The organism is Methanoregula sp. (assembly GCF_023227875.1).
In the GTDB taxonomy this organism is placed as follows: Archaea; Halobacteriota; Methanomicrobia; order Methanomicrobiales; family Methanospirillaceae; genus Methanoregula.
The window spans coordinates 156,644-177,160 of sequence record NZ_JALOCH010000001.1 but is presented as its reverse complement, the minus strand read 5'-3'; the positions used below and the strand labels follow the sequence as shown (position 1 = coordinate 177,160).

General features: G+C 55.2%; 17 protein-coding genes. 6 read left to right on the top strand and 11 right to left on the bottom strand.

Going from position 1 to position 20,517, the window contains the following annotated elements:
• Window positions 1-2: 2 nt before the first annotated feature.
• The 5 genes from M0R30_RS01030 to glnA (M0R30_RS01010) form a co-directional block, all read right to left on the bottom strand.
• Complete coding sequence (locus tag M0R30_RS01030; protein WP_292542772.1) at window positions 3-356, bottom strand: P-II family nitrogen regulator; 354 nt, start codon at window positions 354-356, stop codon at window positions 3-5.
• Between the two features lie 14 nt (window positions 357-370).
• The gene (locus M0R30_RS01025; protein ID WP_366513075.1) at window positions 371-832 is read right to left on the bottom strand and encodes a P-II family nitrogen regulator; all 462 of its coding nucleotides are present in this window, start codon (window positions 830-832) and stop codon (window positions 371-373) included.
• Between the two features lie 14 nt (window positions 833-846).
• The gene (locus tag M0R30_RS01020; RefSeq protein WP_292542241.1) at window positions 847-2,049 is read right to left on the bottom strand and encodes an ammonium transporter; all 1,203 of its coding nucleotides are present in this window, start codon (window positions 2,047-2,049) and stop codon (window positions 847-849) included.
• Window positions 2,050-2,440: 391 nt separating this feature from the next.
• On the bottom strand, window positions 2,441-4,984 hold the full coding sequence (locus tag M0R30_RS01015; protein WP_292542240.1) for a PEP/pyruvate-binding domain-containing protein: 2,544 nt from the start codon (window positions 4,982-4,984) through the stop codon (window positions 2,441-2,443).
• A 212-nt stretch (window positions 4,985-5,196) separates the two neighbouring features.
• Window positions 5,197-6,522 carry a type I glutamate--ammonia ligase gene (glnA, locus tag M0R30_RS01010; protein ID WP_292542238.1) on the bottom strand — a complete coding sequence of 442 codons (1,326 nt, stop codon included), beginning with the start codon at window positions 6,520-6,522 and terminating at the stop codon, window positions 5,197-5,199.
• A gap of 127 nt (window positions 6,523-6,649) precedes the next feature.
• On the opposite strand from glnA (M0R30_RS01010), the gene M0R30_RS01005 reads away from it, so the two are divergent.
• Genes M0R30_RS01005 through M0R30_RS00990 form a run of 4 tightly spaced genes read left to right on the top strand, consistent with a single transcriptional unit; the run spans window position 6,650 to window position 10,985 of the window.
• Entirely contained in the window at window positions 6,650-7,702 is a 1,053-nt protein-coding gene (locus M0R30_RS01005; RefSeq protein ID WP_292542236.1) for a glutamine amidotransferase family protein, read from the top strand.
• Window positions 7,699-9,210 carry a glutamate synthase-related protein gene (locus M0R30_RS01000; RefSeq protein ID WP_292542234.1) on the top strand — a complete coding sequence of 504 codons (1,512 nt, stop codon included), beginning with the start codon at window positions 7,699-7,701 and terminating at the stop codon, window positions 9,208-9,210. The genes M0R30_RS01005 and M0R30_RS01000 overlap by 4 nt, the downstream gene beginning before the upstream one ends.
• 3 nt (window positions 9,211-9,213) lie before the next feature.
• Entirely contained in the window at window positions 9,214-9,957 is a 744-nt protein-coding gene (locus tag M0R30_RS00995; protein ID WP_292542232.1) for a hypothetical protein, read from the top strand.
• Window positions 9,958-9,962: 5 nt separating this feature from the next.
• Window positions 9,963-10,985: a Coenzyme F420 hydrogenase/dehydrogenase, beta subunit C-terminal domain gene (locus tag M0R30_RS00990; protein ID WP_292542231.1), complete on the top strand. Its 1,023-nt coding sequence runs from the start codon at window positions 9,963-9,965 to the stop codon at window positions 10,983-10,985.
• A 396-nt stretch (window positions 10,986-11,381) separates the two neighbouring features.
• On the opposite strand, the gene glnA (M0R30_RS00985) is transcribed toward M0R30_RS00990, so the two are convergent.
• The 4 genes from glnA (M0R30_RS00985) to thpR form a co-directional block, all read right to left on the bottom strand.
• Window positions 11,382-12,719, bottom strand: a complete 1,338-nt coding sequence (glnA, locus tag M0R30_RS00985; protein ID WP_292542229.1) for a type I glutamate--ammonia ligase — start codon at window positions 12,717-12,719, stop codon at window positions 11,382-11,384.
• 463 nt (window positions 12,720-13,182) lie between these two features.
• Complete coding sequence (locus M0R30_RS00980; protein ID WP_292542228.1) at window positions 13,183-13,716, bottom strand: hypothetical protein; 534 nt, start codon at window positions 13,714-13,716, stop codon at window positions 13,183-13,185.
• 1,245 nt (window positions 13,717-14,961) lie between these two features.
• Window positions 14,962-16,329, bottom strand: coding sequence for a CCA tRNA nucleotidyltransferase (gene cca, locus M0R30_RS00975; RefSeq protein WP_292542226.1), 1,368 nt, complete (start codon window positions 16,327-16,329; stop codon window positions 14,962-14,964).
• A complete protein-coding gene (gene thpR, locus M0R30_RS00970; protein WP_292542225.1) occupies window positions 16,323-16,862 on the bottom strand; it encodes an RNA 2',3'-cyclic phosphodiesterase in 540 nt (179 codons plus the stop codon). Before thpR ends, cca begins: the two co-directional genes overlap by 7 nt.
• A 141-nt stretch (window positions 16,863-17,003) precedes the next feature.
• On the opposite strand from thpR, the gene M0R30_RS00965 reads away from it, so the two are divergent.
• On the top strand, window positions 17,004-17,273 hold the full coding sequence (locus M0R30_RS00965; RefSeq protein ID WP_292542224.1) for a glutaredoxin family protein: 270 nt from the start codon (window positions 17,004-17,006) through the stop codon (window positions 17,271-17,273).
• Window positions 17,270-19,456, top strand: a complete 2,187-nt coding sequence (gene nrdD, locus M0R30_RS00960; RefSeq protein WP_292542223.1) for an anaerobic ribonucleoside-triphosphate reductase — start codon at window positions 17,270-17,272, stop codon at window positions 19,454-19,456. Before M0R30_RS00965 ends, nrdD begins: the two co-directional genes overlap by 4 nt.
• Before the next feature lie 14 nt (window positions 19,457-19,470).
• Here the strand turns inward: nrdD and M0R30_RS00955 are convergent, their stop codons facing one another.
• Both M0R30_RS00955 and M0R30_RS00950 read right to left on the bottom strand, forming a co-directional pair.
• Window positions 19,471-19,890, bottom strand: coding sequence for a hypothetical protein (locus M0R30_RS00955; RefSeq protein WP_292542221.1), 420 nt, complete (start codon window positions 19,888-19,890; stop codon window positions 19,471-19,473).
• Window positions 19,880-20,506 (bottom strand): ArsR family transcriptional regulator, encoded by a 627-nt coding sequence (locus M0R30_RS00950; protein ID WP_292542220.1) that lies wholly within the window; start codon window positions 20,504-20,506, stop codon window positions 19,880-19,882. The genes M0R30_RS00955 and M0R30_RS00950 overlap by 11 nt, the downstream gene beginning before the upstream one ends.
• Between the last annotated feature and the right edge of the window lie 11 nt (window positions 20,507-20,517).

The window sequence follows — 20,517 nt, the reverse complement described above, 5'->3', positions numbered from 1 at the left end:
CCTTAAATGATGGCTACGAAAGAATCTCCTGCCGGGGATTCCAAAAAGACCTCTTCTTTCTGAATTTGTATTGATTTTTCTCCCGGTAGGACGAAGACATGTACGTCGATGTATTCAATCCGGCAGGTTTCCACAATCGTGCCGATCAGGTCATCTGCCTGACAATAGTCAACCACCATATCGAGCTGTATCCGTGGCAGGAGATCCGATTTTCTTAAGCTGTCACACTGAAAAAAAGAGGATGGTTTTTGTTTCCCTTTTCCATCAACGGGAGAGATAAACATACCGGTAAACCCATTCGCTTCAAGCGCATTTGTTATGACCATGAGGTTCTCCGGGGGGAATAGTGCCCTCACCAGTTTCAGGGGTATCACACTCCATTCTTCTTTGCCGGTTGCGGATTCGCGAGATCCAGCCAGACCATCATCTCTTCATCCTCAACACTTGTCGTGAATTCAACGGGATTGGGCGTTGGGATGCCAAACGTCCCGCCCACGGCTTTTTCCTCAAGGGTTTCCCCGGTCCGGATCCGGATGGCCCGCTCAACCGGCATGACAAAGATCCGCCCGTCTCCTACTTTTCCGGTACGGCATGCTTCTGAGATGGTGGTGATAACGCGTTCGACCATGTCATAATCAACCACGATCTCGATCTGGATCTTGGGCAGGAGGTCAACGGTAATGTGGCCGCCCCGGTACTCCAGGGTGATCCCTTTCTGGTCGCCCCGTCCCTGGACTTCTGTCACGGTCATGCCGGCAAAGCCATTCTCCTCCAGTGCTTTCTTTACATACTCAAACCGTTCCGGTTTGATGATTGCTTTTATCATTTTCATACTGGTTCACCTCCTCAGCAGCGTTCTCCGTGCTGCGATAAATCAAGGCCAACATACTCTTCTTCTTCCGACACCCGCAGACCGATTGTCCTGTCGATCACGATCGCAAGGATATACGTAACCACGAATGCGTAGGCCACTGCTGCAAGCGCCCCTGCTGCATTTGCAACAAACTGGTGCACGTTGCCCTCGATCAGGCCCGATGCGCCATTCACGGCAGCTACAGCGAAGATACCAGTTGCGAGTGCCCCCCAGAGACCGCCCATGCCGTGGATTGCCCACGCGTCAAGGCTCTCATCAAGGCCTTTCCTGATGCGCCAGAGCATGATGCAGTAACAGAACACACCGCCAACCGCACCGATCAGGATCGCTGCCATCGGCGTCACGAATCCCGCGGCGGGCGTGATCGAGACAAGCCCGGCCACTGCACCGCTGACAAAGCCCAGAGAGCTTGGCCTGCCGTTGAACCAGCTGACCAGCATCCAGGCAAGTGCCCCGGCGGCTGCTGCCGTGTTGGTTGTCACAAACGCATTCGCTGCAAGGCCGTTTGCTGCAACTGCGCTCCCGGCATTGAACCCGAACCACCCGAACCAGAGGAGCGCTGCCCCAAGAATGGTCAGCGGAATGTTGTTTGGTTCCATGACATACTTGCCAAAGCCGACACGTTTACCGATCACGAGGGCAAGTGCAAGCGCTGCAAACCCTGAACTGATATGGACAACCGTCCCCCCGGCGAAATCCAGCGCACCGAACTGTGCTGCCCAGCCGCCTCCCCACACCCAGTGGGCGAGAGGATCGTAGACGATCGTTGTCCAGAGCAGGGCAAACACGAGATATGCGCTGAATTTCACGCGCTCAGCGATACCCGAGGTTACGATAGCCATCGTCACCGCTGCGAAGACCAGCTGGAAGACCATGAACAGGAGTCCCGGCACAACCGGACTGAATGCGCCGGGTTCCATTGTCACGTTGTTCAGCCCAAGGTACTCGAGATTTCCAATGAACCCGCCGATATCGGATCCAAAGGCAAGCGAGTACCCGATCACTACCCACTGGATACTTACCAGTGCAAAGGCGACGAACGACAGGGTGATCATGGAGATCAGATTTTTCCTGCGAACAAGTCCCCCATAGAAGAATCCCACCGCGGGCGTCATGAGCATGACAAGCGCCGTTGAGGCAAGGATCCATGCAGTTGCTCCAGAATCTAGTGCCACTCTTTTCACCTGCTATCTGTTTGCATTATCCCCTTGGCAGTGAGATTACCGTTCTTCCGGCAATCTCAAAGGAATGAATCCCACCAGGAGGCTAATGCCGGAAGATAAATCCGGTACCTCACTTGGCAGTTGCATTCCTTTTTGTTCCAGAGTCCGCGTACTCTCAGTTTTCTGTTTTGTTTTTGGTAGAAAGAAGTTTCCTTCATGAATATTTAAAATTATTGTTATATGCACAATTTGTCATGCTTGTGAGTTGACATGATTACAGCAATTGCGCATACGCATGCACGACATGGCGCGCAAAAAATTCAATTGATCCTTTCAAAAAAATATCAGAAATAATTCGCAATGAAGAAACAGGAAAAAATTTCAAAAAAAATTTCCCGGTTTTTTATTTGCAAAGAACTGTTTGCGTGATAATATCTGAGTACACTTCAATACCCGATGCGGCGATGACATGGATAACGGAGGCACGCTGATTATCCGCGCCCGATATCTCTCCTATAAGGTTTGCCTGGTCCAGGATTCGATGGGGATTGAAGACAACATCTTTCTGCCCGTCAAAAATTGCCACATAGAATATTCCGGATTCGACAATATCCTGGAAGAAGTGGCTGCCATACGATAATTCGGGCATGAACCCCGATTCCATTGACGCCATCTCACCGATGATTGCCATGTTGCTGATCTCAGCAAAACGGACCGGCACCCCGAGCATCGGAGTTGTGGTGCCCCATCGTCCCGGGCCAAGCAGCATCACGTTCTTTCCTTTCAGTTTGCTGTTCAGGACGCCGATATGCCGCGCAACCGCATGCTTATCCTGCTCACTGAGCCGGAGGTATTCCTGCGGGCTGATATAAATGATGAAGTCCAGCGGGATCCTGACATTTCCTCCCATGAAATTTCCTTTGCCGGAGAAGATGCAGTCATTGACATCGGCGAGGTACGGCAGCTCCACAGACCGGCCAAGGCCCCGGGTCTGCAGCGGGCGGCACTGCAAAAGATTGACCCGGAAGTCACTTTCCGATTTGAAATTCGCGGTGAACTCGATGTCCACCGGATAGTCATAGACCGTGGAGAGCTGCGCAAGCATGTCCTTCATCAGGGCAGGGAATTCAGTGTCGTTCAGTAATTTTTTGAAATCGAGAATGTACGGTATCTCGATATCGGTCCGTCCGATCTCGCGCAGCCGGGTGATGGTCTGGGTGTCAATGCTCATGAAGAGAGTTTTGTCCGTCTTCAGGTCATAGGACACAAATGCTTCCAGGGCCCGGTTGCGCCACGCATTCTCCTCAAGCGAAAGAACATCGACCATGCGCTGGGAAAATTTTTTCTCATCACCAAAACTCATCGGGGGAAGCCGGGTGGGATCGTCAAGGCAGACAATCCTCGCATAATCCCCCACAGTCCGATCAACTGCCCGCGTGCCGAGCCCGAAGACCAGCCGCAGCATCCCGGCATCCATGTCCATGGTCTTGTCCCAGATGTACAGGTTCGAAGAATTCCCCACACCGGCAACATGCGGGAAATAGTCATCCTCGAACTGGTCTCCCGAGACACGCTGGACAAGGATCGCCATCTGCTCGTCCTGGTCAACAAGTCCCCTCGTCATCCGGTAATCGAGAGCGTCCTCACCCATCGTGCTGGCATATACCGTGCGGACTGCTTTCTCAAATGCCTCGTACCGTTCTTCCGGACTCCCCTGGTTTGCACAGAACACGCTCTCGTACTTTCCGGAAAAGGAATTCCCGAAGTCGTCTTCAAGCAGCGAACTGGAACGCACGATGATGGGCGACTGCCCGAAATACTCGAGCATCTGCATGAACTCTTCGCGGATCGTGTTCGGGAACTCGCCCCCCCGTAGTTTATCCTGGAGTTCGGGGGCATACTTGTAATACCCCTCCCGGGTTTTCTGTTTTGTCCGAAGACGCCACCAGCCGTTCTGGACAATGTACGTGTAGAAAATATCGGAGCCTAAGTAGAACGAGTCGTGCGGCTCAAGGAGAGGCGTGAACCGGTCGCCCCCGTCCTTCTCCAGGATCTTCCGCGCAAGCAGCATGCCCACACTTTTCCCCCCGATGAAGCCGGTCCCGACTTCCCTTGAAGCGATCGCGAGAATGTCGGCAAGGGAAAAATACCGGGCACAGAGTTCAAACATCCGGGAAGGCCTGCCGATCAGGATGTTCATGAGTGAACGCTTGACGGGCTCCTGCTGCTTTACCGGAAGGGCAAGTGCCTCGTGGGCTCGGTCAAACGCGACCGTCCAGTAGTCCAGCCTCTCACCTTTCCGCTCGACACTGGAGAACAGTTCTGCAACTTCAGAACTGGCGGTGATGCAGACGGCCTCATTCCCGCGGATCAGGTGCGGGAAGAACATTGTCGGGGAGTATCGCTGCCATACCTTGAGCGGGTGGATGTAGATCCTGCCGTTCACATAATAGAGATCGAGGAGGAGCTGGGTGGTCTCGCGGATACCGGCAATGGTCCCGTACGTGTGGGCGTTTCGCATGATGGCAAAATAAGCAATCGTGTCCAGTTCGTACAGGAAGGGACAGCTGACCCTGAAGAAGTTGCCAATCATCAGGTCTGAATACCAGTACTGCAACAGGTCCGTCAGGCAGTCAAAGACATAGAAGGCCCGCTTGCCTTCGCACTCCACGAGATTATGCACTTCGGTTGCAAAGTGTTCGAACCCCAGCGTTGGATCAACATGATACACCTGGATCTCCGGTGCATCCTTTAACAGCGGTTCATGGCTCCCGAACCGGACATATACCAGCCTCCTGCCATCATAGAGAGCCTGGGCAGCATAGGGTTCCACCATCCGCTGGAAATCAGGGATGGAGTCCACCTGCCAGACAACATTGTCCCCCAGCCGCAGGCCATCGATCACCCGGTCGAAACCGGTCATCCCGGTGCTTACCCGGTCATGCATCTCATAACCTCCGGGCATGCGGGAAAAAAAATGACAAACGCCGGACCGGCTTGCGGGTCCGGGTGCTACCCGCACGAACAACTGCCTTCAATCCGGAAAAAAATGCAGGACGCGGGATAACTCCTGGCGGGGCGCAGGAACGGTTCAGCTCCCCGCTCTTCCGGCCTCCGATTATCATCCCGTGTTCCATACGTAATCACAACAATTCTGCGTCAATAGGTTGCCAGGTACCGGTCAAGTTCCCATGGGTGAACCGTGAGCCGGAACGCGTCGGTTTCCAGTTCGGCAATGCGGCTTAAGTTCTCGACAACGTGAGCGCCAAGGGTGTTACAGAGTATGTCATCCTTGAGAAGTGCTGCGTTGGACTCGGCAAGACTTCCCGGCAGCATGTCGATGCGGAGCTTCTTCCGGAGCTTCGCATCCATGTGATAGATGTTGGAATTTGTCATGTCTGGCGGCATGATCTTGTTTTTGATACCGTCAAGCCCGGCAGCAAGCATGCAGGCAAAGGTGAGGTACGGGTTGCACATCGGATCCGGGCTCCGGAACTCCGCACGCGTGCTGTTGCCCCGGGCCGCCGGGACGCGGACGAGGGCCGAGCGGTTGGCTGCGCTCCATGAAATATAACAGGGCGCTTCATAGCCGGGCACAAGACGCTTGTACGAGTTGATGGTCGGGTTTGCCACGCGCGTGATCGCCTTTGCATGTTTCAGGATACCCCCGATATAGTACATCGCGGTGTCCGAGAGCTGGAGCTCGGCACCCGGATCATAGAATGCATTTTTCCCATTCTTCGAAAGCGATCCATGGGTATGCATGCCGCTGCCATTGATGCCGCCAATCGGCTTGGCCATGAATGATGCATGCATCCCGTACTGGAGCGCAATGGACTTGGCTGCAAACTTGAAGGTTATGACCCGGTCAGCAGTTACCAGGGCATCGCCGTACTTGAAATCAATCTCATGCTGGCTGTCCGCAACTTCGTGGTGGGAGGCTTCGATCTCAAATCCCATATCACTGAGGGCGAGAACAACATCGCGGCGGACATCTTCGGCCGCGTCCGTTGGAGCAAGATCGAAATATGCCCCACGGTCCTCGAACTCGGTTGTCGGCATGCCATCGATCATCCGGAACAGGAAGAACTCGAGCTCCGGTCCGGTGTTAAAAGTGAATCCCAGCTTTGCTGCTTCGGCAATGGTTTTCCGGAGCACGAAACGGGGATCTCCCTCAAACGGCTTGTTGCCGTACGTCTGGATATCGCAGATAAAGCGGGCGACCTTTCCTTCCCCCTGCCTCCAGGGGAGAATTGCATAGGTTGAAGGGTCCGGTTTGAGAAGCATATCAGACTCTTCGATCCGCGCAAAGCCTTCAATGGAAGACCCGTCAAACCAGATCCCATCGGTCAATGCCTTCTCTGCCTGAATGGCCGGGATTGCCACATTTTTCGGCAAACCCTGGATATCCGTAAACTGCAGGCGGATGAATTTGACGTTCTCCGTCTCCATTTTTTTCAGGAGTTTTTGTACGTCCGTGGTCATAATGGAAGGAATGTTCCACCCACCAATATAAATAGTTATTGAACTAACCTGATTATGCAGCCTTGCAACCGCTTAATGGATCAGGAATCAATGTCCAACAGCAGAAACCAGGGTTATTCGTGATGCTATGTGTGGAATAATTGGTGTAATTGACCGGAGCCGCCAGTGCATGGACGGCTCCAAGATCCGGGAGGCGCTCGCGTCCATGAACGAGCGGGGCAGCGGCGAAGGATCCGGGTATGTTGCATACGGGATCTACCCGGATTACAAGGAGTACTATGCCCTCCATGTCTTCTTTGACAATATCCGGGAGCACAAAGTCCCGCTCGAAAACCTGCTTGAGAAATGGGGGATGATCATCCACGATGAACAGATCAAGACCTATGAGCAGCCCGGCTTACGAAAGGTCCATACTCCCTGGCGCTACTTTTTCCGGCCCAACCCGAGCATGATGCCCAAGAGCACCTCGCCGGAGGAGGACATCATCACCTCGCTTGTGATGAAAGTCAACAGCGAGAGGAATGGCGCTCTGATCTTCTCTTCCGGAAAAAACCTCGGCGTCTTCAAAGCGGCCGGCTGGCCGGAAGATGTGGCGAACTTTTACCGGATCCAGGACTACAAGGGATACCTCTGGCTCGCGCATAACCGCTACCCGACCAATACGGCCGGCTGGTGGGGCGGGGCACACCCGTTCAACCTGCTGAACTGGAGCGTTGTCCATAACGGTGAGATCACCTCCTATGGAACAAACCGGCGGTACATAGAAAGTTTCGGGTACAAGTGCACGATGCACACGGACACGGAAGTCGTTGCCTATCTCATCGATCTCCTGATACGAAAGCACGGGCTCTCAGAAGAGATGGCAGTCCGGGCATTTGCGCCCCCGTTCTGGGATGAGATCGACCGCATGCAACAGAAAGAGCAGGAGCTCAACCGCGCGATCCGGCTTGCCTACGGCCCTGCGCTCATGAACGGACCGTTTGCAATCTGCGTGGCAAACGAGAACCTGCTCTGTGGGTTCACCGATCGCATCAAGCTCCGGCCACTCGTAACCGCGGAGAGCGGCGACCGGCTCTTCATCTCCAGCGAAGAGGCGGCCATCCGGAGGATCGATGATGATGTAACGAACATCCGGATGCCCGGTGCCGGTGAGCCGGTGATCGGGAGGGTCTACTCATGAGCATCGGCAGCACTCCCATGAAATACCGGGTGAAGATCGACACGGAGCGGTGCATGCAGTGCAAACGCTGCATCGAGAACTGCTCGTATGGCGTGTTCCGGGAAGAGGGTGATAAGATCGCGATACAATCACGGAACTGCGTTGCCTGCCACCGCTGCCTTGCATTCTGCCCGCGCGATGCCATTGAGATCGAAGAAAAACCCGGGGATTACCGGAGCCACCCGGTCTGGACGCGCGAAGTACGGGAAACGATCTTCAACCAGGCAAAGACCGGAAAGATCGTCCTTGCGGGTATGGGAAATGCACAGCCCTACCCGATCATCTTTGACCGGCTCGTCCTGGATGCCTGCCAGGTCACCAACCCCAGCATCGACCCGCTCCGGGAACCCATGGAACTGCGCACCTACATCGGGAAAAAACCGTCATCCCTTGACCTCCGGCAGCGGGACAACGGCGAGGTCCAGCTCTGCACGAAACTCTCACCCAACCTCCAGATCGAGACTCCCATCATGATCGGGCACATGAGTTACGGGGCGATCAGCCTCAATGCCCAGACTGCCCTTGCAAAAGCAGCAAGCCGCATCGGGACCTTCATGGGCACCGGGGAAGGGGGGCTCCACGAGTCGCTCTATCCCTACCAGAGCCACATGATCGTCCAGGTCGCATCCGGCCGGTTTGGCGTGGATATCAATTACCTTGAGCGGGGAGCGGCCATCGAGATCAAGATCGGGCAGGGAGCAAAACCGGGTATCGGGGGACACCTGCCGGGGGACAAGGTCTGTGCCGATATCTCCTGCACCCGCATGATCCCGGAAGGGACTGATGCGATAAGTCCCGCACCCCACCACGACATCTACAGTATTGAGGACCTGAAGCAGCTTGTCCGCGGCCTGAAAGAAGCAACGGAATGGAAAAAACCGGTCTTTGTCAAGATCGCCGCGGTCCACAACTCGGCTGCGATAGCGGCCGGGATTGCCCGGTCCGGTGCCGATGCCGTTGTGGTGGATGGGTTCCGGGGAGGCAGCGGTGCAACACCCCGGGTATTCCGGGATCATGTCGGCATTCCGGTGGAAGCGGCCGTGGCAAGCGTGGATGCAAAACTCCGCCAGCAGGGGATCCGTAACGAAGTCTCCATCATCGCAAGCGGCGGCATCCGGGAGAGCGCTGATGTAGCGAAGATCATCTGCCTTGGCGCCGATGCCGTGTACATCGGAACGTCCGCTCTCGTTGCCATGGGCTGCCGGGTCTGCGGCACCTGTTACCGGGGCACCTGCGCATGGGGCATCGCCACCCAGAAGCCGGAACTTGTTGCACGGCTGGACCCCGAAGTCAATGCAGTCCAGGTGGAGAACCTGATCCACGGGTGGACTCTCGAACTTGCCGAACTGATGGGAGCCGCCGGGATCAACAGCATCGAGAGCCTGCGCGGCAACCGCGACCGGCTCCGGGGATACATGCTGGATGAAGGGCTGATGAACGTGCTTGATGTAAAGACGGTAGGAGCATAGGCAATGGGAGAAGTTCGCATCAATGCAAAAGACATGCCGTACCAGGTCCTCAACCAGCGGGTCCGGGCTCTTGTTGCCAGCGGCGAGAAGGACATCATTCTCGATAACGTCCTCGGCCAGCGGTTCATCGGCGATGGGATCCGGGGAGACGATGTTACGATAACGGTCAATGGGGTACCGGGCGGCGATCTCGCCATGTTCATGAGCGGGCCGACCGTCATCGTCAACGGCAATGCCGATCATGCTCCGGGCAACACCATGGATAACGGGAAGGTTGTCATCCACGGCAGTGCCGGGGATGCGGTGGCCCACAGCATGCGGGGCGGCCGGGTCTATGTCCGGGACAATATCGGGTACCGCGGGGGCATCAACATGAAAGAGTACCAGACAAAACGCCCCATCCTTGTGGTTGGTGGCTCTGCCCGGGCGTTCCTCGGAGAGTACATGGCCGGAGGCCTCGTCATCGTCCTCGGCGTGGATGGAGTCACCCCGGTCAGCGAGCGGGGCGTCGGCAGTGGCATTCATGGCGGTGAGATCATAATCCGGGGCCGCGTTGACCCCACCTGCCTTGGGGGCGGAGCAGAACAGAAGAAACTCACCGAAGATGAGAAAAAGGCGATCCGTCCGATCCTGGAAGATTTTGTCCGGACATTCACGATCGATCCGGACCCGGTCTTCTCCGCAGAATATTCGAAGATCGTTCCGGCAAGCAAACGGCCCTTTGCCAGCAAGTACACGTGGGAGTGAGATCGATGGCACAAAAAAATTATCTTGATCTGAAAAAGGAGGTCTGGGAGACCGGGATATGTTCGGGCTGCGGAGCCTGTGTTGCCGTCTGCCCGGCAGATGCATTGTCGTTTCCAAAAGGGGAGATGGTGACAAGCCCGGTCAGTTCAGGCTATTGCAAACAGGCAACCGATTCTGTTGCCTGCGGCGCATGTTATGCTGCCTGCCCGAGGACAGGGCCACAAGGCGAGGAGACGCTGGGCACGTACCTCGAACTCCTCTCTGCCCGGTCAGCATCAGAAGTCCCCCATGCGCAGAGCGGGGGAGCCGTCACGGCAATCCTTGCACACGCTCTTGACGCAGGGCTCATTGATGCCGTTGTTACCGTGAGCGAGGACCGGTTCACCCTGAAACCCTCATCGGCGATCATCACACGATCCGAAGCGCTCATCAGCGTTGCCGGCAGCCGGTACAGCTGGTGGGTGCCGCTCCTTGCAGCACTCAAAACCGCCGTAGTTGAGAAGAAATACCGGCGGATTGCGGTTGTCGGGGTCCCCTGTGCTGTCCAGGCACTCGGCAAGATCCATACCAGCGACAATGATCTCCTCGTGCCCTACGCGAACGCCATCCGCCTCGTGATCGGCCTGTTCTGCACCGAGTCGTTTGATTATTCGTCACTCATTAACACCCAGCTCCGGGTCCGCCACAACCTGGAGCCATTCGAGATCAAGAAACTCGATGTGAAAGGAAAACTCTCAATCGAGAAGACCGATGGCAGCACAACGAGCATTCCTCTCGCGGAACTGGAGTCCTGCATCAGAAAAGGCTGTCATTCCTGCACGGACTTTACCGCGCTGAATGCGGATATCTCGGCCGGATCAGTTGGCAGCCCGGCGGGTGAGACCACGCTCCTCGTCAGGAATGCTACCGGCAAGGCATTTGTCGATGCGGCGGTGCGGGGGGAGAAACTTCTTGTCAAGGAAGGGGCAGATGTACCAGCGGTTGAGAAACTGGCAAAGGCCAAGATAAAGAAGAACAAGAAGCATTAATTTTTCCGGAATGCAGGCTACGGATCTTTTTTTTCTGGTAAGATTGGGTGTTCCATCCTGGAAACATGGAAAGATATCAGTAATCTATCCGCAGGTCAGATTCTTTGACCACTAGCTCATTCGGAAAAAAAGGGAAAAAACTCCAGAGAAATCCTTTTCGCAACACACTCAGTGGAGTTATGAGTGTGACCCCCTCTCTCCCCCAGAGGGGGAGGCAGCCCAAGGGGGCAAGCCCCCTTGACCCCCAATTTGGTTTCTTTGAATACCCGGATAAGATTATGCTTCACGGGGCGAGGGTCGACAGACCCCGAGCGCCCGTGGCTCCATCACAATCTATCACTCACCCGTACAGATTTTCTAAAACTAGAAAAACACGAGAGAAAAAATTGGACAAAATCAGTAGGTTGCCAGATACCGGTCCAGTTCCCACGGGTGGACTGCAAGGTTGAAGGACTCGGTCTCCATCTCCGCAATGCGGGTCAGGTTCGTGACAACGTGTTCGCCGAGAATTTTGCAGAGCACATCATCCTTCAGGAGCGCAGCATTGGACTCCATGAGGCTTCCGGGCAGCATGTCGATCTTGTTCTTCTTCCGCGTCTTTTCATCCATGTGGTAGATGTTGGAGTTCGTCATCTCCGGCGGCATGATCTTGTTTTTGATCCCATCAAGACCCGCTGCAAGCATGCAGGCAAAGGTGAGGTACGGGTTGCACATGGGGTCAGGGCTCCTGAACTCGGCACGGGTGCTGTTGCCGCGGGCGGCCGGGACACGGACAAGTGCGGTACGGTTGGCTGCGCTCCAGGAGATATAGCACGGGGCTTCGTACCCGGGGACGAGACGTTTGTACGAGTTGATGGTCGGGTTTGCAAGACGGGTGATCGCCTTTGCGTGCTTCAGGATGCCGCCGATATAATACATCGCGGTGTCCGAGAGCTGGAGTTCCGCATTGGGATCAAAGAATGCATTTTTGCCATTCTTCGAAAGCGATCCGTGCGTGTGCATCCCGCTCCCGGCAATTCCTGCAATCGGTTTTGCCATGAATGATGCATGGAGACCATACTGCAGGGCAATGGACTTGGTGGCAAACTTGAACGTAATAACCCGGTCGGCAGTGGTCAGGACATCGCCATACTTGAAGTCGATCTCATGCTGGCTGTCGGCAACCTCGTGGTGAGATGCCTCGATCTCGAACCCCATATCGCTCAGAGCGAGCACGACATCACGGCGGACATCTTCCGCTGAATCGGTGGGTGCAAGGTCAAAGTAATCCCCGTGGTCCTCGAACTCGGTTGTCGGGAGACCGTTGAACATCCGGAAGAGGAAGAACTCAAGCTCGGGGCCGGTGTTGAAGGTGAAACCCATCTTTGAAGCGTCGGCAATCGCCTTATGAAGGACATACCGGGGATCGCCATTGAAGGGTTTGCTCCCATAGGTCTGGATGTCACAGATGAACCGGGCAACCTTTGCCTCGGCCTGCCTCCAGGGAAGCACAGCGTATGTTGCCAGATCCGGCTTGAGGATCATGTCGGACTCTTCAACCCGCGCAAAACCCTCGATGGACGACCCATCGAACCAGATACCTTCGCTCAGTGCTTTCTCTGCCTGGATCACCGGAATCGAGACATTTTTCGGCTGGCCCTGGATATCCGTGAACTGGAGCCGGATGAATTTTACTTTGTCCGACTCGATCTTTTTCAGAATTTTTGTTACCGCTGCTGATTCGTTAGACGCCATTTTCACCCACCATGATGTTTTTGTTTTCCCGTAGTGCTGCTCATCCCGATACAAAATTCATTGCCCATACGGAGGTGCTCAACAGTACTGAATCAGTTTCTATTCTCATAATATGTGTGGTAGTAAGCGTAAAAAAGGCCGGTGCTGGCCGGAATGGAACGATCCAGCAGGGAGTCATGGAAACCTCCGGACCCCCGTATCCATCGATTGGGCCGGCGGAATACCCTGTCCATACCCCGATCTGAGGTGACTTTCGTGATCTGTTAGGGTTCTATTAGCGCAATTTGGGCCTACCGTTATAAAAACCTTAAATTCGGAGGCAAAAATGAGCGTTTCCGGGAGTTTATGTCAGGTGATCCGGTCGAATAAGTCATTTTCACGGTTCCTGTAAAAAAACTGGAAAATCAAAGGGGGTCAAAATGATCTCAGATCGCAAAAATAAACCCGATTTGAGAGAGGGCTTTCAGGGGTCGGGGGTACTCCCCTGAGAATCGGTCACCGTCGGAGACTGCACTTCCGACTGGGGGATAGCCTTCTCACCCAGGGGCTGCTTACGGCCCTTTGCCTTCCCGGCCAGCTCCCTTCTCCGGCGCCTGAGGTACCGCACCGGCCCCGGGACCTGGTCGGGTCGCACCGCAGTGCCGGCCGGCAACGGCTCGCCATCGCTCCCGAGCTCGAGGATCCCGTTGTCCATGATCCGGAAGAACCGGATGAAATAATCCTGCGAGACCCCCCAGAGCTCGCGGGAGATCTGCGGGCAGGAGGGGTACATCTTCAGGCCCGTGATCTCTTGTGCTGCATTGCGGTCGAGCGACTCTTTCGTGCAGTCTATCTGCCGCAGCCGCTTGATCCGGACTTCGGCAAGCAGCCCCGGGCGCACGATTGCAAACGTAGCGATACTGCCCGGCCCGCGTTCGTACATCCGGACGAGCCCCCGCTTCACCGCAATCTTCATCGCGGCTTCGAGTGCTTTTACCGGGAACCGGCCGCGGGGCATCCGGCAACCTCCTGGTGTAATATTTTTCTTTGGATGAGGAGCATCTCCTGTTTTGATGTACTTTTTGTTATTTTAATTCATGTATATATTTTGAGATGATGGGGGAGGTTGGATTGGGGATTTTAAAAACGAAATTGATGCCGCCGCGGGGCGCCCTTCAGGGTGGCGGCCGTTAATCACAACAGGGGGTATGGGGGCATCAGCACCCATCATTACTTCAAAAGATTTCAACAGAGCAGAAATTTTCAAAAAATTACGAGGGCTCCCCCTCCCCGCTGGTGCGGGGAGTCGCTCGGGGGGCTCGTCGCCCCCTCGCTGGGCAAGAGACGGTATGCGAATTCTCATACAGGTAAGTGAGTTGCGCAATGTCGAGACTCTACAGAGTCGAGACACGAGAAGAATGCATCAGCATTCTTCGAAGAAGTTGGCAGACCTTTTGCGCGTGGGCCTCACAAAGTTTAGAGAACTAATTTGAAAACTTCGAAAAGAAATTTTTATTTCATAATACACGCCATAAGTTTTTCCAGCCGTTCATTCAATTTAATTAAGTCCGGATCATCGGAGGGTTTGCATTTATTCCACGACCATCCTTTACCACAGTTCGCAGACGATGGATGTGGGAGAAAAAATACATGCTCGTTTTTTAGCAAAGGGTGATCAAGTCTCTCTTGGAAATATCGTTCTAGGTCTCTACCCAACAGAATGAGTATCTTATCGTTTAGTTTATATTCGGTACATTCAAACTCAAACCATTTATCGGCACATATCTTCGCATTTGGATAGGAAAAACGAGGAAAACCCTTGCCTTGTTTGTCAGTGGGACATTTGTGAAAATGAGTCCAATAACAATTCAAATCGAAAAATGTACGCAATTTCTTTGCTTCAACCGAGTCTGGTGTATATCCCTTGAACGATTGAATACGTTGGCATAGCCATTCTGGTGGTACTTTACCATTACTAAATTTGCAATTCCCTTTTGTGATTATGGGTTTTCTCCAAAATTTAATAAATTCCGAAGTGGGATCACGAGAGATAATACACCCTTTGATGTCATTCGATGGCAACGTGATGCATATAGGATGATCTCTATTTTGTTGCTTATCCAGATCGCATTCTGCGCACCGTCTCATATGCTTGCATTACGGACGTTTTAATGTTAACACTTACGCTATTATCTTCTAACTTTTAACAGAGCTGTACAGATGAAGAATGATGAGGAAAAACTTCATCTTGCGTTAAAAATCCCTACTTCCCCTTCCCCATCCTCACCAGCGGCGAGCACCGGCCAAAGAACCCGCCAATGAACGATGCAAACTCCGGGCTCCAGCACGCCGGGCCTTCCTGCACCGTCCACCCGTTCTCAAACGCCTGTCGCACATGCTTCCCCAGGCTCACCTGTAGCATGCCTTCGGACCGGAGCAGGTCACCGGCATGCTGGAACTCGCGGGGGACTTCCGTCTCGTACCGGCCGTTCACGATATAGGGGCCGGGCAGGTCGGACGAGAGGTACTTGGCCCGGAACTTTTCCGCGTTGACCCGGTTCCAGACCGGAGGGCCGGCATGGCCCCGGATTGCCGGCAGCCGGGAGACCAGCAGTTCAACAAGGATCATGGATTCCTCTTTTCCCATCCGGTAATCCGCGTGGTGCACCGGGAAACCATGCCGTTCAAGGTTCTCGCTGATCGCAAGGGTGCTGCGTTTCAGCTGGGGGACCACGATCTCCTCGATGTACGGCGGGGTCGCGAACGTAATCGCGTACAGGGAAGTCCCCCGCTCGTCCAGGAGTTTTTCCAGATCTTCCCTTGTGATGGGGGGTTCCTGCGGTAGCAGGAAGAACGATTCCGAGGGGGATTCCAGGTACCCCCGGGCGAGTTCCACGAACTCTGCCATCCGGTCTATCGATACAGCGGCAGCAACGTTCCGCTTCGAATCAACCGGATCGATCATCACCAGCGGTTCATCGAACTCCTTTGCCACATGATTCTCAATATCGATAATTGCCTGGGGCTTCCATTCGGCAGCAGCCATGAGCAGCGGGGTGAACCCGCCATAGTGGAGGACGAGCAGCTCACAGAGATACCCGGAGAATCCCTCCGTCATCTGGTCGGACCCATAAATACCGCCGGCCTTGGTGAACCGCTTGAGGAGCAGGACATCATCGATCAGGCCATTGATCTTCTCCGTGATGTAGCGGGTATGGAACGGAGTCCGGTCAACGGCACTCTGGATCCGCTCGGCGCTGTCGACATTGTAACAGGGAACAAGGTCCACATCCACGTCATCAATGGTCGCGTTGATGTAGGGGTGTTCGGCGTACTTCTCGTGATAGTTCTCCGAAAAGGACGAGGCAATGCTCCGGGCAAGGGCAAGCCCCTGCGTTTCCAGTTCCTCGCGGGGCAGGGACGGGTCAAAGAGCATGAAAATATCAAGGTCCCGGTCCCCGCTCACCCACGTATGACGGGCAATCGATCCCACGACCATGCCATCCGCCTTCCCGCTCTGCCGGATGCGTTCAAGGACACGCTGTGCAAGGCCACATACGTGATCCTTCTCTGCCTGCGTTGGCCGCAGGGCTGTGAGGACTTTTTCTTCCAGGGGGAGCCGGCTCACCATTTCACCTCAAGCAGGTCTTCGTACACCGGGCCCCGGGGAGTCAGGGTGCTCTTCTTGAGTTTCATGCCGGTCACCATGCAGGTGCCATAGTCCCGGCCCTTGAGCTGGTCGAGAACCGTAAAGAGCGACGGGTCGGAATCTTTGACCCGGGCCACGGTTGCGTGGGGCGTGAACTTCCGGCTCTCGCGGGGAAAACCAAGAGGTGTGAGTGCCGCTTCGATCAGGCCAAGGAGTCTCTCGCCGTTCCCTCCGTCATCCATCGCGCACCAGACCGTATGCGGGCGTTTCGGGTTATTCACCGTTACCAGCCCGGCATGAACCGGGAACGGGGTGAATGCAATTTTTTTCAGGACGTCCTGAACCTGGACGAGGGTCTTGTCATCAACCTCGCCAAGGAATTTTGCGGTGATATGGATGAGGGCCGGATCAACAAATGTCAAACGGGCAGAACAGCCACGGAGCACCTGCTGGGCCTCCTTAAGCTGCTCCCGTATCTCCCCGGAGAGTTCAAGCGCGACAAACGTCCTGACCATTACGGTACTATTGTGCGATTCCAAAGATAAGGGTAATCGCTCCGTGTATCAGCCTGAAGGGACTGCGATTAGCATTGCATAAACCAAGATTTTTTTATACCTACCTCCAATCAGATAGATGACAGAGTGAGGGTGTTTTTTGTGCCGAAAGGTCCACAGCTGATTGTATATACGCTTGAGCATTGCCCGAATTGCGAACTCTTAAAGACATTCCTGAAGAAAGGCGGACACGAGTTCGCCGAACGCGACCTGTCCAGTGCAGAGTCGCTGACCGAACTTCGGGTGAACGGTGTGTTTGTGAACGAGGCGCCGGTGCTCCAGAAGAGCGAGGATTTTTTCACCTCAGCGGACCTTTTTCCCGCGGGAAAGCTGGATGGGGAGCATATCAGCCAGTTGATCGCGGGTGAATGATGCCCCGGCAGGAGACCCGCCAGCAGACCATCTTTGGTGAGTATGCACCATCCCTCCCCCCGGTAAGGACAACAGACGGGCACATTGTTGAATGGGACCGGAACCGCATTGTCCGCCAGCTTGTCGAAGAGACCAAACTCGTTGAGACCTTCTACGGGTACCAGGGGATAAGCGAGGAGACGGCGCAGGAGATCGCTCTCGAAGTCGAGCAGCGCATCAAGAGTATGGGGCTGAAATCCCTCTCCGGCCCGCTCATCCGCGAGATCGTCAACATCACCCTCCTTGAACGGGGGATGATCCAGTACCGGAACGTATCCACCCGCGTCGGTACCCCGGTTTTCGACGCCCACCAGATCGATGTTGGCAAAGGGTTCGAGGCCCATGACAACGCGAACCTGCAGGAGAATGCCGAGACCTCCCACAAGAAGAAAGCGGACAAGATCTCAAAGGAGCAATACCTGCTCCAGCTGCCCCCTGCCCTTGCCGACCACCACCTCTCCGGCGAGATGCATATCCACGACCTCGAATATTTCGGTACGCGCCCGTTCTGCCAGGACTGGGACCTGCGCTACTTCTTCTATTACGGCCTGATGCCCGATGGCAACGGGACCAAGGCATCGGTTGCCGGCCCGGCAAAACGTGCCGAAGTTGCCATCCTCCACGCGGTCAAGGCACTCGGGTCTGCCCAGACCAACTTTGCCGGGGGACAGGGATATTACAACTTCCTCACGTTCCTCGCCCCCTTCATGGAGGGGCTGGAGTACGAGGAGATCAAGCAGATGGTGCAGATGTTCGTGTACGAGATGACCCAGATGATGGTGGCCCGGGGCGGCCAGCTCGTCTTCTCGTCCATCCAGCTCTCTCCCGGCGTTCCCACGCTCTGGCAGGACAAGCCCTGCGTGTACAAAGGGAAGATTTGGGACGGCACCATGGCACCCCACCGGACCTACGGGGAGTTCGAACGCGAAGTCCGGCTCCTCTTCAAGGCGCTCATGGAAGTCATGCTCGAAGGCGACTACTGGGGCAAACCATTCAACTTCCCCAAGCCCGAGATCTCGATCGAGCCCGACTTCATGCAGGAACGCGAGGAGTTCAATAAGAAGAATCCCGACCTCCCCACGTACCAGGACCTCTACCTGATGACCTTCGAGCTCGCCTCGAAGTTCGGCACGCCCTATTACGACAACCAGCTCCCGGCGTACCGCGGCGCCGGCAAGGGAATCTCCTGCTACCAGTGCTGCGCCTACCAGTTCTCAACCGTTGCCGATGAAGACTCTGACTTTGACAGGAAACTCCTCTTTGAGGATGGCCGCCACTTCTCGATGGGGTCGTGGCAGGTGGTCTCCGTTAACTGCCCACGGGCCGCCTATAATGCGGAAGGCGACGATGCCCGGCTCTTTGCCGAGCTGAAGAAACTGATGGATGTCTCGGTCGAGATCTTCAAGATCAAACGCCGCTGGATGGACCTGATCCGGTCGAACAACCGGATGCCGTTTGCCATGCAGCGCCCCAAGGATCCCAACACCGGGGAGCGGGGCGCCCTTGCAGTCGACCTGGAAGGACTTGTCTATACCATCGGCGTGGTCGGCGTGAACGAGATGGTCCAGCACCATACCGGCCAGCAGCTCCACGAGTCAAAAGCCGCGTTCAAGCTCGCCATCCGGGCGATGACCGAGATGGAACTGTACGGCCGCGAACTCAGTAAGAAGAACAACATGACCATCGCGCTCGCACGCACGCCGGCGGAGACCACCGGCCAGCGGTTCGCCGTTGCGGACTTACTCGACCGCCGTTACCATGAGTTTGCAAAGAAGGTGATCAAGGGAGACCTGGACTTTGGCCTCTCGAAGCTCGGCAAGGTCCGGGACCTTCCGATCTATTACACGAATGGTACCCACGTTGCCCCGGGTGCAAACGTGCCCCTGACCAAGCGTATAGAGATCGAGCATGTCTTCTTCCCGATCGTTGACGGCGGCAACATCTTCCACGTCTGGCTTGGCGAGGCACGGCCGGACCCGCAGGGGCTGATGGACATGGCAATGAAGCTCTGCCGCAACACCCAGATCGGGTACTTTGCCTTCACGCGGGATATCACCGTCTCGCTCCGCCAGTTCCACGAGATGAGGACCGGTAAGAAGGCGGTTGGCCATATTGCCCCGTCAGACTTCCCGGTCAAGGCATAATTTTTTTAAAAAAGTTACAGGTTTTTTACCTTTTTTAAAGAGATATCCATGACCCCGCGGTGGACCCGGTAGTAACTGTGGATACGATCGATCGGGTTGTCGAGCATGATGGTGGTGATCTTGTCATCGACCACGATACGGACACAGTTCACTTCGATGTCCGCAATGGGCGCGTTCCGGGGATCGGACGGCATCATGGCCGTAATGAAGAGATCGTCATCCGTTTCCACGACTTCATAGGGGACCTCGCCGTCATCGTCCGGGGCGCCGGCCCGGAATACGTCGGGGTCGCCACTCCCGGTCTGCCGGGTGATGATCGTGTATCCGACGATGCGGGCATGCTGGCTCTCCGGCATGTTCTTTACAATATCTTCCACGATCTTTGCAAGGTTGATGAAGACATCATCGTAGGGGCCGCCCGGGTTATTCTGCATGGACACCTCTGAGAGTATACCGTTCTTTCTCCCGTTTTATGATCCCCCGCCGCTCGAACTGTTTCAGGATCTCCACAAGGCTTGTTTTTGGAAGCTCCGTGACCTGTTCCAGTTCCGCTGCCGTAAGAGGCTGGTGGGACAGTGCAATGACTACACTAAGCTCTCCATCGCTTTTGAATAAATCATTATGGATGCGGGCAAGGTCATTGATCTTGGTCTCGATGTCGTGGTTGACCTGTTCGAGATTTGCAAGGATCTGGTCGTGGGCCCGGATCATGCGTGCCAGCATGGCAACGGTCTTTTTGAGCTGGTCGTTTTTCCGGGTATCTTCACCTGTCAGGGGCAGGTCCATTCTCAGCTCCTTGAGACTGACATCGACCAGGATGTCGTGGGCAAGATAGTAATATTTCCGGCGCCGGTCATCCATCTCGCAGGAGAGGATCTCCTCCCGCTCCATCATCTGGAGGTGGTCGATGACGGCCTTTGGCGAGAGCACGAGCGTGTCAGATATTTCCGTAACAAAACAGGGCTTCTGCCGGAGCAGTTCAATGATCCGCCTCCGGTTACGGTTACCGAGAATGTCGAGGAGCCTCGCAACCTCTGCAGATTCATCCATATTTACATTAT